Below are 15,711 nucleotides of genomic sequence, written 5' to 3'. Positions count from 1 at the left end.
ACCTAGGGTCCAGACAGCTTGGAGCCTGACATGCCCACCCGTGACCTGAAGATCCCGGCACAGCGCCATCCTGAAAAACAGCGCCGCGCCGATGCGCCGCAACCAAAAAAGCCGGATTGGATTCGGGTCAAGGCGCCGGTCTCGCAGGGCTACAAGGACACGCACAAGATCATGCGCGAGCATAAGCTCGTCACAGTCTGCGAAGAGGCAGGCTGCCCCAATGTCGGCGAATGCTGGAGCCAGGGTCACGCCACCATGATGATCATGGGTGAGGTCTGCACGCGGGCTTGCACCTTCTGCAATATCGCGACAGGCAAACCACCTGAAGCGCTTGATGTGTTCGAACCCGGCCGGGTCGCCGATGCCGTAAAGAAACTGGGGCTCAACCATGTGGTCATCACGTCAGTAGACCGCGACGATATTGAAGACGGGGGTGCTGCGCATTTCGCCCAGACGATCCGCGCAATCCGGCGACAGTCGCCTGACACGACAATCGAGATTCTCACGCCGGACTTCATTCGCTGCGACCCATCCGTGCTGGAACTGGTCGTCGAGGCGCATCCGGATGTCTTCAACCACAACCTCGAAACGGTGCCTGGCCTTTATCCGGAGGTCCGCCCCGGTGCGCGCTACTTCCATTCACTGCGGCTGTTGCAGCGGGTGAAGGAGCTTGACCCAACGATGTTCACCAAATCCGGCATCATGGTTGGCCTCGGCGAAGACAAGCAGGCGGTGATGCAGGTCATGGAAGACATGCGCGCGGCGGATATCGATTTTCTGACCATCGGCCAGTATCTGCAGCCCACGCCAAAGCATCACAAGGTTGATCGCTTTGTGACGCCCGAGGAATTTGAGGCCTATGAGAAGGCCGCGTATGGCAAGGGCTTCCTGATGGTCTCAGCCACGCCGCTCACCCGTTCATCCTATCACGCGGGTGAGGATTTCGCGCGGCTGCGTGCGGCGCGGAATGAAAAGCTGGGGGTTGTTTAGGGGGTGTTTTTTGGGTGAGGCGAACTGTGACCCTAGGGATTGAAGTATGAGCACTGCTTTTCACAGGCAGCGCAATCATCACAAAAGGAAACGAATAGCCCTTTGGGGGTTCGTGGCAATCATTACATGTAATGCTGGCTTGGCTCAGACTAGTCTCAATGCTCTAACTCGCTCGGACTGTGAGTTCATCGAAACCTATGACCGAGAAAACGAGACTTACACTTTTGCATCTGATTTCGCTCATATGGCGCATAATGTTGAGGTTTCCGCGTCAGGTTGTCGCGACTGTAGATCGCCCTTGAGAAAGCGCCAGCTAGATATCGAGATGTCGTTGGTACCTGCAGAAAATATGCAATATGATGCATTCCTGCACGCGGTGACGCAGGTAAGATTGTTCATAGAAGGTAATACTGAGCTATCGGCATCAGTACGCCCCCTGCAAGAGCCAAACCTTATGAATGGTGGGACAATCGTTTTTGTGTTCGTAGATAGTAACAATCGGGAATCTTTGTTGGACGCATTTCCTGATCGACCCATCTTGAGTTCGGTTATTAATACTGTAACAAACCCAAATGTCCCGTGTTTGCTCGGATTGTTCGAATGGACGGATGCCTCGGAACCGGCTTTCGTTTTCATAAATGCAGAATTTGACAATACCCCTGAAAAAACCGCCTCTTGTGTTCGCCAGGAGGCGTTCAATGCACTTGGTCTTCGGGGGGACCCGCAAGGGGATGCGTCTCTTTTCTCCGATGAGAAGTGGCTCGGAGAGGTTTGGCCCGCGCCTGCGTTTTTTGCTTTCGGCCAACGGGATGAGTTGATGATACGCTTGTTTTATCGATCAGAATTTCAGCCGGATCAGAGATATGAAGAAACACGCGCAGAGATAACGCAAATAATTGCTAGCGAGTGTAGTTGATACGTGCGCCTTTGATACGTTGATACCAAAGCGGGTTTGGAGCCTTTAACTGTTGCCTTCCTGCTAAGGACGCAACCGCTCCGCCGCCGCCCAGTCGGGCCAGTAGCCGAAGTGTTCAAGCGCAGCCAGTGTCAGGCAGAATGCGACAATGCAGAAAACCAGTTTGATCCGCGCGGGCGAGGGTGGGTTTTGGACCCAGCGTTTTGCGCGCAGAAACCATAAGGGGTTCATTCCGCGCCATCCTTGAACCGCACCTTGCCGATAAACGGCAGGTTGCGGTTGCGTTGGGCGTAATCAATCCCGTAGCCCACGACAAATTCATCCGGGATTTCGAACCCGGTCCAGTTCGCCTTGAACGGGACCTCGCGGCATGAGGGTTTGTCGAGTAGGGCTATGGTCTTGAGCCGCGCGGGCTTGCGCGATGAGAGCAGTTTTGTGACGTGGTTCAACGTATGGCCGGTATCCACGATGTCTTCGACCACCAGCACGTCGCGCCCTTCGATCTGTCCCCGTAAATCTTTGAGGATGCGGACTTCACGAGAGCTTTCCATGCCATCGCCATAGGACGAGGCTTCGAGAAAATCGACCTCCACCGGCAGGTCCAGTTCGCGCACCAGATCGGCAATGAAAACGAATGAACCACGCAAGAGCCCGACGACCACCAGCTTGTCGGTATCGGCGAAGTCAGCACGAATCTCATGGGCCAACGCCTCGATCCGCGCGGCAATGGCCTTGGCGCTGATCATTTCGTCGATCAGATAGGTTGCGTGGTCGGCGGGCATTGACGGCTCCTGCATCAGTAGTGATGCCCCAGATGTGAGGGCAAACGGCGCTTGGCGCAACGTGCAAATTGAGGTGGCACTGCGGCATCAGGACCGCTCGCAGCTTCGTGGCTTGATTTTTATTAGGAAAGTTAGGACATGCTTGCCGAATACCTGTTGCGAAAGACCCAAGATGCCGTCCCATTCTGAAACCAAGGTTCTGCCGTATACCGCAAAGCAGATGTATGACTTGGTGGCGGATGTGGCGAATTATCCTGAATTCCTGCCATGGACGGCGGCGGCCCGCATCCGCAGCACGCAGGATTATGGAGAAAAGGTCGTGTTACTGGCGGACCTGGTGATCTCGTTCAAGGTATTCCGCGAACGCTTTGGCAGCCGGGTCACGCTTTGGCCGGGTGAGAACCGGATCGATACCGAGTATCTTGACGGGCCGGTCCGTTATCTGGAGAGCCAGTGGCAATTCAAAGAAGTTGACGGTGGCTGTGAGGTCTCTTTTGCTGTTGATTTCGAGTTCAAAAACAGGCTGTTGCAGGGCGCGGCGAATGTGTTCTTCAACGATGCGATGCAGCGCGTGGTCCGGGCGTTTGAGCGGCGTGCAGCGGCACTTTACGGCTAGGCGTTTAGCCTGGCCCACCCATCAGTTCGGCACCCAGTAGATCAAGCGCATGAGCAGTGGCAGCCTGCCGAACCTTGGCACGCCCGAGCGCACCGAATTCAACGGTTTCCGCAAATGCACGATCCTTCGTCGCGATCCCGAAACAGACCCGTCCTTCAGGCTTATGCTCGGACCCGCCGGGGCCTGCAATACCCGTGATGGCAACGGCCAGATCGGCATCGGAATGGGTGATTGCCCCTTGACCCATTTCCAGCGCCACCTCTTCTGAAACGGCACCATGCGCGTCGAGCGTTGCCGCGCGGACACCCAACTGCGCCATCTTCGCTGCATTCGTGTAGGTCACGAAGCCGCGGTCAAAGACAGCCGAACTGCCCGCGATATCGGTAATTGCGGCACTGACCATGCCGCCGGTACAGCTTTCGGCGGTGGCGATCATGACGCCTTTCGCCTTGGCTAACTCCAGAAGATCTTGCGCGTTCACAACAGCACCAAATGAAAAAGTGCCGCGAGTACGCCGACGCCTATGGCCGCAAAGACGCCCGCGATCACATCGTCAAGCATTACACCTGTCGGGCCATGCAGCTTGTCGGCCCAACCCACCGGACCCCACTTGGTGATGTCAAAAAGCCGGAACAGAACAAAGGCCGCGATCCAGCCGGGCCAGAGTGCTGTGATCTCGATGCCTCGCACCCATGCCCCGAAAGCGACGGGCAAAAGCGCGATCCACTGACCGACAACTTCATCGATCACGATTTCGGATGGATCGTGATTATCCTTTCCCTTGGTCTCCACCGCTGTGGCCCAGACGCCCAGAGCGTAGGCAAGGATGCATGCCACGACCAAGCCCCATGGACCGACGATTGTGTAGATGACCCCGGCTACAGGCAATGCGGCGAGCGACCCCCATGTGCCGGGGGCAGGGCGCAGATGGCCAGCATAGAAGAACGTAGCGATCAGATGGGTCATGCTTTGACCAGTGTGACTGTGGCGAGCGCGGCGATCCCCTCTTCTCGACCGGTGAAGCCAAGCCGCTCGGACGTCGTGGCCTTCACGCTGATCCGGTCTGCGCCAAGCCCCATGATCTTGGCCAGTGCTGCCTTCATCGCCGGTTGATGCGGGCCGATCTTGGGGTATTCGCAGACGAGGGTGCAGTCCACATTGCTTACTTCAAAGCCCGAATCCAGCCCCAAGGCTACGGCATGTTCCAGAAAGATATGACTTGCCGCCCCTTTCCATTGCGGGTCAGAAGGCGGGAAATGCTGGCCAATATCGCCCTGGCCCAGAGCGCCATAGATCGCGTCGGTCACCGCATGCATGCCGACATCAGCATCGGAATGCCCTTGCAGGCCGCGCCCGTGGGGGATTTGCACACCGCAGAGCCAGACATGGTCGCCCGGCCCGAACCGGTGCACGTCATAGCCGTTGCCACATCTGATATCCATCTGCTGCCCCATCAGTTTTTCAACGCGGGCAAGGTCGCCCGGATGCGTGATTTTGATATTGTCCTCGTCGCCCGGCACGATGGCCACGCGCATGCCAGCGGCTTGCGCGACCGCGACATCATCGGTGGCGTCTCCGTTGCTGGCCTCATGTGCTGCCAGAAGCGGGGCGAAGTGAAATCCCTGTGGCGTCTGCGCGCGGAAGAGGCCCGCTCTATCCTGCAGACCCGTGACGCCGTTGTCTGCGCCATGCCAAAGCGTGTCGGTGACGGGTAGAGCAGGCGCCGCGCCTTCTTGTGTGTCAAGCGCGGTGAGGACACGGTCGACTATGGAAGCTGAGACAAGCGGGCGCGCTGCATCGTGGATCAGAACGCGGTCGGTTCCTTGGGGGCAGGCATTCAATCCGGCTAGCACCGATGCCTTGCGGGTCTCGCCGCCCGGCACGATCTTCGTTGGGTGCAAATTGTCGCCGCGACCCGCCGCAATATCGTCTCTATGCATAACGACAACGATGTCATGCACGGCCGCGTGGGCCTTGAATGCATCAAGCGTCCAGTCCAGCACTGGCCGGCCGCGCAGCATCTGCCATTGCTTGGGCAGGTCCCCGCCAGCCCGTGTGCCGCGCCCGGCTGCGACGATGATTGCAGTAACTTGCATCCCAGGCTCCGCCCATTCCCTGAGGCTGTTCTATGGCGCATAACCGCCCTGTGCAATTCGTCTGTTTTTGTGCTTGTTTGATTAATTTTTGGGCAGGTGATCATTTTTGGGGAGGATTCATTTCGGTGCATATTGTGAGGCTGCAATTATCGCCCTATTTCAACACTAACGCACACCCTTTGAGCGAATGACTGTTCTGTTGGCAACATCGAGTACCCTGAACGTTGGAAACGTTGCGCTGCAACCGCCGGTGGCCCTTGCCCCGCTGGCGGGCATTACCGATTTGCCGTTTCGCCAGCTGGTCAGTTCGTTCAGCGCTGGCTGGGTGGTGAGCGAGATGGTCGCGAGCCAGGAAATGGTGCAGGCAAAACCCGGCGTGCGGGAGCGGGCCGAGTTAGGTTTTGATCAGGCAGGGACCGCTGTGCAGATCGCGGGCCGCGAGGCGCATTGGATGGCCGAAGCGGCGCGGATGATCGTGGATAATGGCGCGGCGATGATTGATATCAACATGGGCTGCCCCGCCAAGAAGGTCACAAACGGCTATTCCGGGTCCGCGTTGATGCGCACGCCCGATCACGCGCTGCGCCTGATTGAGGCCGTAGTGAATGCAGTTGATGTGCCGGTGACTCTTAAGACCCGGCTTGGCTGGGACGACGATTGCCTGAACGCGGCCGATATCGCGCGGCGGGCCGAGGATGCGGGCATCAGATTGGTCACGATCCACGGGCGCACGCGGTGTCAGTTCTACAAAGGGTCCGCCGATTGGGATGCGATCCGCGAGATCAAGGATTCCGTGTCGATCCCCGTCATTGCGAATGGGGATATTGTGGATGCGACGACAGCACGCGTAGCTCTCAATCGTTCAGGCGCGGATGGTGTGATGATCGGCAGGGGTGCACAGGGACGTCCTTGGGTCTTGGCCGAAGTCGGAGCGGCGCTTCATGGTTCGCCCAAGCCAAAGATCCCTCAGGGCGGTGCCTTGATCGATATGGTTGCGGGGCATTATGAGGCCATGCTGACCTTCTACAGCCATGATCTGGGGCTCAAGGTCGCGCGCAAGCATCTGGGCTGGTACATGGATGACGCAGGCACGCCACCGGCCTTGCGCAAGGCGATCCTGACGCATCGTGCAGCACGCGATGTTTTGCGCGATCTGCCCGACGCGTTGGGTCAGCGGGTGGCCGCATGATTGTCGATACCGCGCTCTGGAATTCGCTGCCGGTGCCTGCGCTTTTGCTGGATGACGATGATCTGATTGTCTCGTCCAATCCGGCGGCGGAATCGTTTCTGAACATGTCCACGAAGGCGCTGATGCGCCAGAAATTGTGGGATACGGTGATGATCGATGCCCCGCTTGAGGCGCCGTTTGCCCGTGCGCGCAAGAACCGGACATCGCTTTTTGTCAATGACGTGGATGTGGGCAGCGGCGAACGGGCACCACGACTTTGCAACCTGCAATTCGCCCCGCTGCAAGGCGGGGATGACACGATGATCGTCATGATCAGCCCGCGTGAGATTGCGAGCCGGATCAATCAGAACCATTCGTCCGAGAAGGCCGCGAAGTCGGCCATCGGCATGGCCGAGATGCTGGCCCATGAAATCAAGAACCCGCTGGCGGGGATCACCGGTGCCGCGCAGCTTTTGTCGATGGGGCTCAATCAGGATGATCGGGAAATGACCGACTTGATTGTCGAAGAAAGCCGCCGCATTGTGAAACTGCTCGAACAGGTGGAGCAGTTTGGTAATCTGCGCCCGCCCGTGCTGAAACCGGTGAATATCCACGATGTACTCGACCGCGCGCGGCAATCTGCTGCCGTGGGTTTCGGCGCGCATATGCTCTTTATCGAGGATTACGATCCGTCCTTGCCGCAGACGCTGGCAGATGCTGATCAGCTTCTGCAGGTGTTCTTGAACCTGCTCAAGAATGCCTCCGAAGCGAACAAGGAAGGCGGATCGATCCGCCTGCATACATTCTATGAAACTTCGCTGCGGGTGCGCCGGTCGGATGGCACACAGGCGCGACTGCCGCTCCAGATCGAGATCATAGATGATGGGCCAGGCCTGCCGCCAGAGATCGCCGATGACGTGTTTGAGCCCTTCGTGTCAGGCCGCGAGAACGGCACGGGGCTGGGCCTTGCGCTTGTCTCAAAGCTGATCGGCGATGCGGGCGGGTGGATATCAGTGGAGTCCGTGCCGGGTCGCACGGTCTTCCGCATTTCCCTGCCGTTGGCCCCAAAAGAATCTGAAACAGGAGAGACGTAATGGACGGAACCGTTCTTGTTGCTGATGACGACCGGACAATTCGGACGGTGCTGACACAGGCGCTGACGCGGGCGGGGTGCAAGGTGCATGCGACCTCATCGCTGGTGACGCTGATGCGCTGGGTCGATGAGGGCAAAGGCGACCTCGTGATCTCGGACGTCATGATGCCTGACGGCAATGGTCTGGAGCAGCTGCCGCAAATCTCTGAAGCACGACCCGGCCTGCCTGTCATCGTCATCTCTGCCCAGAACACGATCATGACAGCCATTCAGGCGGCCGAGGCGGATGCCTACGATTATCTGCCCAAACCGTTCGACTTACCCGACCTGATGAAGCGCGCTGCCCGCGCGTTAGAAGTCAAGCGCCGTGCGCCGATCACCCGCGCACCGGACGTCGCCTCAACCGAGCAGGGGGGCGACTTGCCGTTGGTCGGACGCACGGGCGTGATGCAGGCACTCTACCGCCTTGTGGCGCGGGTGATGAACACGCAGCTACCCGTGTTGATCACGGGCGAAAGCGGCACGGGCAAATCGCTGATCGCCCGCGCGGTGCATGATTTCTCCGACCGGCGCAGCCTGCCTTTCGTTGTCGTCTCCGCCGCTGATCTCGAAGGGATGGATGGCCCATCAACCGTGCTGAGCCGGGCCAAGGGCGGATCGATCCTGTTTGATGAGGTCAGCGATTTATCGGACGAGGCGCAGGCGCGTATCGTGCGCATGCTCGACAGTCTGGGTGACAATGCCCCGCGCATCATGGCCACGTCGCAGTCGGATCTGATGGCGCGGATGGAAGAGGGGAAGTTTCGCGAGGATCTGTTCTATCGTCTGGGCGGCGTGACTGTGGATGTGCCATCCTTGCGCGAACGCGTGGATGACATCCCGCTTTTGGCCGAGCACTTCCTTGCGCGGGCGGAGCGTGACGGTGCCCCCGCGCGCCGTTTTGGCGATGCCGCGCTTGATCTGGTGCGGGCCTATAGCTGGCCCGGGAATGTCCGCCAGTTGGAGAACGCGGTCCGCAGGCTTGTGTTCACAGCCGCCGAGGAAGAGATCACCCGCGCTGAGGTCGAGATGGTGTTGGGTAACCAACCCGCGATTGAACCCCTGCGCTCTGGCGGTGAAGGGGAAAAGCTTTCTGCAAGCGTTGCCAAACACTTGCGGCGTTACTTTGATCTACATGGCGGGGTGTTGCCGCCGCCGGGCCTCTACAACCGGATCTTGAAAGAGGTCGAGGGGCCGCTGATCGAGATCGCGCTCGACGCCACGGGCGGCAATCAGGCCAAATGCGCCGACCTTCTGGGGATCAACCGGAATACGCTGCGTAAGAAAATCACCGATCTCGATATCCGCGTGACACGCCGCCGCAAATTGATGTAAACCCGCAACAGAACCGTGGCTTCGATGCGTCATCGTGTCGTTTTGACCACAAAAGATTGCGGTATCCGTGGGGCACATCACCCCACGCTTGTTGCGGGGCTTGACGCGTGCAGCGGACCCTTCTGGGCCTCAACATGAACCGGCTCAGCCGGTGGCAAAGACAGCGCCATGTGCAAAGCGCGCTGACGTCAGGCCTTGTGCTGGCTGCGCCGCTTCTTGCTGTGCTGACCTATATTGTCGTTGTGCCGATGGACCGGGGCGCCTCCTCGTCCTTGCTGCAATTGGTGCTGTTGACCGACCTTATTTATGTGCTGATCGTGCTGGCGCTTTTGATGCGGCAGGTGGCCCGTATGGTGGCGGCACGCAGGGCGAAATCGGCCGGGTCCCGCCTGCATTTGCGGCTTACGGGTGTCTTTGCGCTTGCGGCTTTGATCCCGACGGTGTTGGTGGCGGTCTTTTCGGTTCTGCTGATCTCGGTGGCGCTCGATGGTATGTTTTCGGAACCCGTTGGGAACGTATTGCGCACCTCATTGACCACCGCGCAGGCTTATGAAGAAGAGCACAAACAGGAACTGACCCGAGATAGCCGCGGTCTTGCCCTATACCTCAACCGCGAACGGCAGGCCAATCTGTTCATGGACAATGGCGAGGTACGTCGCCTTCTGGGTAGTATCCAGACACAGATCGAACGCGGGCTAAGCGAGGCTTTTGTGCTGGATGGGGAAGGCAATATTGCCGCACGCGGTCTGGGTTATGATTTCGACTATGAACGCCCACCTGATGGTGCTTTCGAAGAGGCGCGTGAAATCGGGATCGTGATTATCGAGGATTTCGAGAATAACGAATTTCGCGCGTTGCTGCCGCTTTTGGCATTTCGGGACAGGTATCTTTACGTCACGCGCCCTGTGGATGGGAATGTGCTGTCTTTGCTCGACGATACAACCGAAACCGTTGCTCAATACGAGGAGCTGGCGAATGAACGTGGGCAGATCCTGTTTCAGTTTGGCCTGCTTTATCTGGGCTTCGCTGCCATCCTGATCCTCGGGGCGATCTGGGGCGGCTTGTGGTTTGCAGAGCGTTTGTCGCGCCCGGTCGGGCGGCTTGTCTCCGCTTCCCAGCGTGTGGGATCCGGCGATCTGGATGTGCGGGTGATCGAGGATGAGGGTGACGACGAAATCTCTCAGTTGGGTCATTACTTCAACCAGATGACCAGCCGCCTAAAAGGGCAGCGCGATCAGTTGTTGGAAACCAACCGGATGACAGAAAGGCGCCGTCGCCTTTTCGATTCCGTTTTGAGTTCGGTGACATCTGGGGTCGTGGGCCTCGATGCGGATGGGCGCGTCACATTTGTGAACCCATCAGCCCGCAGGTTGCTATCCGTGAAACAGGACCAGGCAGATAGCGCGCTATCGGTAGCGATCCCCGAATTTGCGGCGCTCTTTGACCAGGTGCGTGGCTCAGGCGGCGATGGCGTGCAAGAGCAGGTCAACCTGATCCGCAAGGGCCAACAGGAAAGTCTGCTGGTGCGCATGTCGCCGCGCCGGAATGCCGATGGCGCGCTAGAGGGTTATGTTGTGGCCTTTGACGATGTCACCGATCTGGTGAGCGCGCAGCGCATGGCGGCCTGGGGAGATGTGGCCCGCCGCATCGCGCATGAGATCAAGAACCCGCTGACGCCGATTCAATTGTCAGCGGAGCGGATCAAGCGCAAGTTCAGCGTGCAGGTGGGCGATGAGGCGGGCAAGCTTGATCAGATGACCGATGTGATTGTCCGCCAAACCAATGATTTGCGGCGGATCGTCGATGAATTCTCAAAATTCGCGCGCATGCCAGAGCCGCAATTGAATGTGGCCGATATGACCAAACTGGTTCAGGACGCGATCACTCTGCAAAAGGCCGGGCAGCCGGATGTGCAGATTGTGGCGGACCTGCCCAAAGCTGCGGTTCTGGCCGAGATGGATTCGACAATGATCAGCCAGGCGCTGACCAATCTTATCAAGAATGCGGGCGAAGCCACGGAAACATATATCGAAAAACACCAGCCTGGCGACTATCAGCCAGAGGTACGTGTGTCGCTTGCTCATGCACCAAATGCGGTGACGATCAAGATCGCGGACAACGGGATCGGATTGCCGGAAGACCGTGCCCGGCTCTTTGAGCCTTATGTGACGACGCGCGACAGCGGCACGGGGCTTGGCCTGCCGATTGTGAAGAAGATCATTGAAGAGCATGGCGGGGTGCTGACCCTGACTGATGCCGAAGTTTTCGAAGGCCAGGATCACGCAGGCGCCTGTGCCATCATCCAACTTCCCGCTTTGTCGGCGGCCACAAAAATACCAGCACAATGAGGACGATATGGGCGATATTCTGATCACAGATGATGAACGCGATATCCGTGAGCTAATTTCGGAAATCCTGCAGGATGAAGGGTTTACGACCCGTCTTGCAGGTACGTCTGACGCCTGCATGGCCGAGATTGCAGCAGAGCCACCCGCGCTCATGATCCTCGATATCTGGCTGAAAGACAGCAATATGGACGGGATCGACATCCTCAAGGCCGTGAAGCGCGATCATCCGGATATCCCAATTGTGATAATCTCCGGCCACGGGAACATCGAAATCGCCGTCGCCGCGATCAAGCAGGGGGCGTATGATTTCATCGAAAAACCGTTCAATATAGATCAGTTGCTGGTTGTGATCCGCCGTGCGATGGAGACGTCGCGCCTGCGCCGCGAGAACCTGGAGCTCAAGCGTGGTGAGGTGGCCAGTGCCGAGATGCTGGGCGAAAGTGCGGCGTTCCGTACGCTGAAGTCGCAGCTTGACAAGGTCACGAAGTCGAATGGACGGGTGATGCTGACCGGACCGGCGGGCGCGGGCAAGGAGATTGCAGCACGCTACATCCACGCCAACTCCAATCGCTCTTCTGCCCCTTTCATCACAGTCAATTCTGCCTCGATTGAGCCGGAGCGGATGGAAGAGGTGCTGTTTGGCCGCGAAGATAGCGGGCGCGGGATCGAACCCGGCTTGCTGGAAGAGGCGAATGGCGGGGTCATTTACTTCGATGAAGTGGCCGACATGCCCTTGGGCACGCAATCAAAAATCCTGCGTGTCCTCGTGGAACAGCGCTTTCAGCGTGTGGGCGGCACAGACAAGGTGCAGGTTGATCTGCGCGTAATCTCCAGCACGAACCGGGATCTGCCCTTGGCGATTGAGGCGGGGACCTTCAGGGAAGAACTCTATCACCGCCTGAACGTTGTGCCGATTGCGGTGCCGTCGCTCGAAGAACGGCGCGAAGATATCCCCGTGCTGGCCGAACACTTTATTGAAGTTTTCAACAAGGCCCAGGGTTTGCCCATGCGCGATCTGGCAGATGATGCCCGCGCGCTACTGCAAACGATGCTCTGGCCCGGCAATGTACGTCAGTTGAAGAACGTCATCGAACGCGTTCTGATCCTTGGCGAAAACACGGGCGACATCCAGGCCAAGGAGTTGCCCGCAACGGAAGAGGCTGGTGCCGAGGAAGGCCGGATTGTGCTGGGTGGCGGGCTGGCCACGTTGCCCTTGCGCGAGGCGCGCGAGCTTTTTGAGCGTGAATATCTGCTCACGCAGATCAACCGCTTTGGCGGCAACATCAGCCGGACGGCGTCTTTCGTGGGCATGGAACGCTCGGCTCTGCATCGCAAACTGAAATCGTTGGGTGTTGTCACGACAAATAAGGCCGGTGGCCGTGTGGCCTATGTCGAAGGCGAAGCCTGATGAAGGTCATCATTTGCGGTGCGGGCCAGGTCGGCTGGCAGATCGCGCGCCATTTGTCGGGCGAAAATAACGATGTGACGGTGGTTGACAACAACCCTGAACTGGTGCGCCGCGCGACCGATACGCTGGATGTGCAGGGGATTGCGGGCTTTGCGAGTTATCCCGATATCCTCGACCGGGCCGGAGCGCGAGATGCGGACATGGTGATTGCCGCCACTCATTCCGATGAAGTGAACATGGTGACCTGTCAGGTCGCCCATTCGGTTTTTGCCGTGCAGCGCAAGATCGCGCGGCTGCGTGCGCAAAGCTATCTGGATGCGATTTATTCCGACCTTTACCGCCGCGATCATCTGCCGATTGATGTGGTGATCTCGCCCGAAAAAGAGGTCGCGGACGCCGCCCTGCAAAGGCTCGCCGCACCTGCCGCGTTTGACACCGAAAGCTTTCTTGAGGGCAAGGCGCAGCTTTTAGGCATCACGATTGATGAGGATTGCCCGGTCATCAACACTCCCTTGCGGCAGCTAACCGATCTTTTCTCAACCTTGCGGGCGGTCGTTGTCGGCATCCGGCGCGAAGGCGTCTTGTTCGTTCCTTCATCTGGAGACCAGATCTTTGCGGGCGATGAATGCTACGTCTTTACCCATACCGACGATATGACCCGCACGCTTGAGATTTTTGGAAAAACCCAATCAAAACAAGAGCGTATCGTGATCATTGGGGGTGGCAATGTCGGTCTGGCCGTGGCACAGGCGCTTGAGACCCGGACCGAACGCGTGCGCGTGAAGATGATCGAACGCAACCGCTTTTGCGCCGAACGCGCCGCCGATGCGCTGGACCGGACCATTGTGCTGAATGGCGATGGGTTGGATAGCGGCCTCTTGGAAGAAGCGAATATTGCGACCGCTGACGCCGTTCTGGCCGTGACCGATGATGACAAGACCAATTTGCTCGCTTCTGTCCGGTCAAAGGAAATGGGCTGTCCGATGGCGATTACGCTGATCAATGACCCAACTTTGGTGCCGCTCATGTCGCCGCTTGATATCGACGCCTACATCAACCCGCGCGCAACGACTGTGAGTTCCATCCTCCGCCATATCCGGCATGGGCGTGTGCGTGGTGTCTATTCGATTGGTGATGCGGAGGCCGAGGTGATTGAGGCGCAGGTACTCGGCACCTCTCCGATTGCGGGGCAAAAGATCAAAGAGGTCGACTTTCCGGAAGGCACATTGATCGGGGCGGTGATGAAGCAGGGCAAGGTGATCAGGCCGACCAGCGAGACGCGCATTGAAGAAAGCGATGTGATCACCATTTTCGCCATGACCGAAGACGTACCCGAAGTGGAGCGCCTGTTGCAGGTGTCGATCGACTTCTTCTGATGAACCGGATCGTCCGCCTGCCATTTTTCGTTGTCTTGATGGGCATCGGCGCCATCGCGATGATCGTGCCGGCGGGCCATGCGGCGGTGATGGAAGACTTCACCACGATGCGGGTGTTCTTCTACGGCTTCATCCTGTTTTCCATCCTAACCGTGCTAATCGCGCTGGCCACATCGGGCTACTCGCCCGCCAATGTGGCGCGGAGCCAATTAGTTGGGCTCTTGTCGGCTTTCTCGGTCCTGCCGGTGATGTTTGCGATCCCGTTCTATGTCGCCGTGGGCAACACAACGTTCATCAATGCCTGGTTTGAGATGGTGTCATGCTTCACCACCACCGGGGCCACAGTCTATGACACAGCGGGGCGGCTGACGCCATCGCTGCATCTCTGGCGCGGCCTTGTGGGCTGGTTGGGTGGTTTGCTGATTTGGGTCACGGCTGTTTCGATCTTTGCTCCGATGAACCTCGGCGGTTTTGAGGTGCGTGCGACGGCAAGTGCGGGACAGGGTGCCGCCCGCAGCTATACCCAAATTGACCGGATTGCAGACCCGTCCGAGCGGCTCTTGCGCTATACGCTGACGCTGACACCGATCTATGCGGGCCTGACCCTCGTATTGTGGATTGGATTGGTGGTGATGGGGGAATTCCCGTACATTGCCCTGATCCATGCCATGTCCACCTTATCGACCTCCGGCATTTCCCCGATTGGCGGGCTTTACTTTGCTGCGTCGCGGTTTTGGGGCGAGCTTCTGATCTTCCTTTTCTTCGTCTTTGCTTTGTCGCGACTGACATTCAGCAAAGGCATGATCGGCGAGGGGGGCAAGGGATTGCGCCGGGATCCGGAATTCATCACGGCACTTGTCTTGATCGGGACTGTGACGCTGCTTTTGTTCCTGCGCCATTATATCGGCGCCGCTGACCGGGACGGTCCTGCACAATTGCAGGAGGTTGGTGCGGCGCTCTGGGGAGCGCTGTTTACGGTGACGTCTTTTCTGACGACAACCGGCTTTGAGTCGCATTTTTGGGACGGCGCGACCGTCTGGTCCGGCCTAGAGACTCCGGGGCTGTTCTTGATTGGCATGGCGCTGATTGGCGGCGGCGTTGCAACGACGGCGGGCGGTGTAAAGCTCTTGCGGATTTACGCGCTTTACCGCCATGGCGAGCGCGAGCAGGAGCGGCTTTTGCACCCGTCCTCCATCGGCGGCGGCGGGCGCGAGGCACGGCGCGTGCGCAAACAGGGGGCCTTTATCTCGTGGGTCTTCTTCATGCTGTTCGCGCTCAGCATTGCGGCTGTCATGCTGATGCTGTCCCTCACTGGTGTGCAGTTCGAAACCTCCATGGTGCTGGCGGTCTCTGCACTTTCTACAACCGGGCCTCTGGCCACAGTGGCTGCGGAAACGCCCATTGCCTATTCGGGTATTCCCGACCCGGCGAAGGCGATTTTGGCGGCTGCGATGGTGCTTGGCCGGTTGGAGACACTTGCAATCATCGCGCTTTTCAACCCGGAAATCTGGCAGAGATAAGCCCCGACAAAGGTTTAGCTTTTT

15 protein-coding genes are annotated in these 15,711 nt (G+C 58.5%); 10 read left to right on the top strand and 5 right to left on the bottom strand.

Translation table 11 applies throughout. The features are described from left to right. Nucleotides 1-30 precede the first annotated feature (30 nt). Entirely contained in the window at nucleotides 31-990 is a 960-nt protein-coding gene (lipA, locus tag SLH47_RS06580) for a lipoyl synthase (protein ID WP_320238670.1), read from the top strand. Nucleotides 991-1,036: 46 nt separating this feature from the next. Beyond that, complete coding sequence (locus tag SLH47_RS06575) at nucleotides 1,037-1,906, top strand: hypothetical protein (protein ID WP_320238669.1); 870 nt, start codon at nucleotides 1,037-1,039, stop codon at nucleotides 1,904-1,906. Nucleotides 1,907-1,969: 63 nt separating this feature from the next. Here SLH47_RS06575 and SLH47_RS06570 read toward each other — a convergent pair whose 3' ends face one another. Both SLH47_RS06570 and hpt read right to left on the bottom strand, forming a co-directional pair. Then, on the bottom strand, nucleotides 1,970-2,137 hold the full coding sequence (locus SLH47_RS06570) for a hypothetical protein (protein WP_320238668.1): 168 nt from the start codon (nucleotides 2,135-2,137) through the stop codon (nucleotides 1,970-1,972). Further along, nucleotides 2,134-2,688 (bottom strand): hypoxanthine phosphoribosyltransferase, encoded by a 555-nt coding sequence (gene hpt, locus SLH47_RS06565; protein WP_320238667.1) that lies wholly within the window; start codon nucleotides 2,686-2,688, stop codon nucleotides 2,134-2,136. Before hpt ends, SLH47_RS06570 begins: the two co-directional genes overlap by 4 nt. A gap of 172 nt (nucleotides 2,689-2,860) precedes the next feature. Here hpt and SLH47_RS06560 point away from each other — a divergent pair, with 172 nt between their 5' ends. Next, nucleotides 2,861-3,304, top strand: coding sequence for a type II toxin-antitoxin system RatA family toxin (locus SLH47_RS06560; protein WP_320238666.1), 444 nt, complete (start codon nucleotides 2,861-2,863; stop codon nucleotides 3,302-3,304). Between the two features lie 4 nt (nucleotides 3,305-3,308). Here SLH47_RS06560 and SLH47_RS06555 read toward each other — a convergent pair whose 3' ends face one another. Genes SLH47_RS06555 through SLH47_RS06545 form a run of 3 tightly spaced genes read right to left on the bottom strand, consistent with a single transcriptional unit; the run spans nucleotide 3,309 to nucleotide 5,400 of the window. After that, nucleotides 3,309-3,785, bottom strand: coding sequence for a CinA family protein (locus SLH47_RS06555; RefSeq protein ID WP_320238665.1), 477 nt, complete (start codon nucleotides 3,783-3,785; stop codon nucleotides 3,309-3,311). Continuing rightward, the gene (locus SLH47_RS06550) at nucleotides 3,782-4,270 is read right to left on the bottom strand and encodes a phosphatidylglycerophosphatase A (RefSeq protein WP_320238664.1); all 489 of its coding nucleotides are present in this window, start codon (nucleotides 4,268-4,270) and stop codon (nucleotides 3,782-3,784) included. The genes SLH47_RS06555 and SLH47_RS06550 overlap by 4 nt, the downstream gene beginning before the upstream one ends. After that, nucleotides 4,267-5,400, bottom strand: coding sequence for a bifunctional 2-C-methyl-D-erythritol 4-phosphate cytidylyltransferase/2-C-methyl-D-erythritol 2,4-cyclodiphosphate synthase (locus SLH47_RS06545; RefSeq protein WP_320238663.1), 1,134 nt, complete (start codon nucleotides 5,398-5,400; stop codon nucleotides 4,267-4,269). Before SLH47_RS06545 ends, SLH47_RS06550 begins: the two co-directional genes overlap by 4 nt. 187 nt (nucleotides 5,401-5,587) lie before the next feature. On the opposite strand from SLH47_RS06545, the gene dusB reads away from it, so the two are divergent. The 7 genes from dusB to SLH47_RS06510 all read left to right on the top strand — a co-directional run bounded on the left by dusB (nucleotide 5,588) and on the right by SLH47_RS06510 (nucleotide 15,687). Then, nucleotides 5,588-6,589, top strand: a complete 1,002-nt coding sequence (gene dusB, locus SLH47_RS06540) for a tRNA dihydrouridine synthase DusB (RefSeq protein WP_320238662.1) — start codon at nucleotides 5,588-5,590, stop codon at nucleotides 6,587-6,589. After that, the gene (locus tag SLH47_RS06535; protein WP_320238661.1) at nucleotides 6,586-7,662 is read left to right on the top strand and encodes a two-component system sensor histidine kinase NtrB; all 1,077 of its coding nucleotides are present in this window, start codon (nucleotides 6,586-6,588) and stop codon (nucleotides 7,660-7,662) included. Before dusB ends, SLH47_RS06535 begins: the two co-directional genes overlap by 4 nt. After that, nucleotides 7,662-9,035, top strand: coding sequence for a response regulator (locus SLH47_RS06530; RefSeq protein WP_320238660.1), 1,374 nt, complete (start codon nucleotides 7,662-7,664; stop codon nucleotides 9,033-9,035). Before SLH47_RS06535 ends, SLH47_RS06530 begins: the two co-directional genes overlap by 1 nt. Before the next feature lie 134 nt (nucleotides 9,036-9,169). Continuing rightward, nucleotides 9,170-11,383 carry a PAS domain-containing sensor histidine kinase gene (locus tag SLH47_RS06525; protein WP_320239083.1) on the top strand — a complete coding sequence of 738 codons (2,214 nt, stop codon included), beginning with the start codon at nucleotides 9,170-9,172 and terminating at the stop codon, nucleotides 11,381-11,383. A gap of 7 nt (nucleotides 11,384-11,390) precedes the next feature. Continuing rightward, entirely contained in the window at nucleotides 11,391-12,791 is a 1,401-nt protein-coding gene (locus tag SLH47_RS06520) for a sigma-54 dependent transcriptional regulator (RefSeq protein WP_320238659.1), read from the top strand. Next, nucleotides 12,791-14,167 carry a Trk system potassium transporter TrkA gene (gene trkA / locus SLH47_RS06515; protein WP_320238658.1) on the top strand — a complete coding sequence of 459 codons (1,377 nt, stop codon included), beginning with the start codon at nucleotides 12,791-12,793 and terminating at the stop codon, nucleotides 14,165-14,167. The genes SLH47_RS06520 and trkA overlap by 1 nt, the downstream gene beginning before the upstream one ends. After that, nucleotides 14,167-15,687, top strand: coding sequence for a TrkH family potassium uptake protein (locus SLH47_RS06510; protein ID WP_320238657.1), 1,521 nt, complete (start codon nucleotides 14,167-14,169; stop codon nucleotides 15,685-15,687). Before trkA ends, SLH47_RS06510 begins: the two co-directional genes overlap by 1 nt. Nucleotides 15,688-15,711: the final 24 nt, after the last annotated feature.

It is taken from the genome of Cognatiyoonia sp. IB215182 (assembly GCF_033963905.1).
Classification (GTDB): Bacteria; Pseudomonadota; Alphaproteobacteria; order Rhodobacterales; family Rhodobacteraceae; genus Yoonia.
This window is presented reverse-complemented; position numbering and strand designations above follow the sequence as displayed.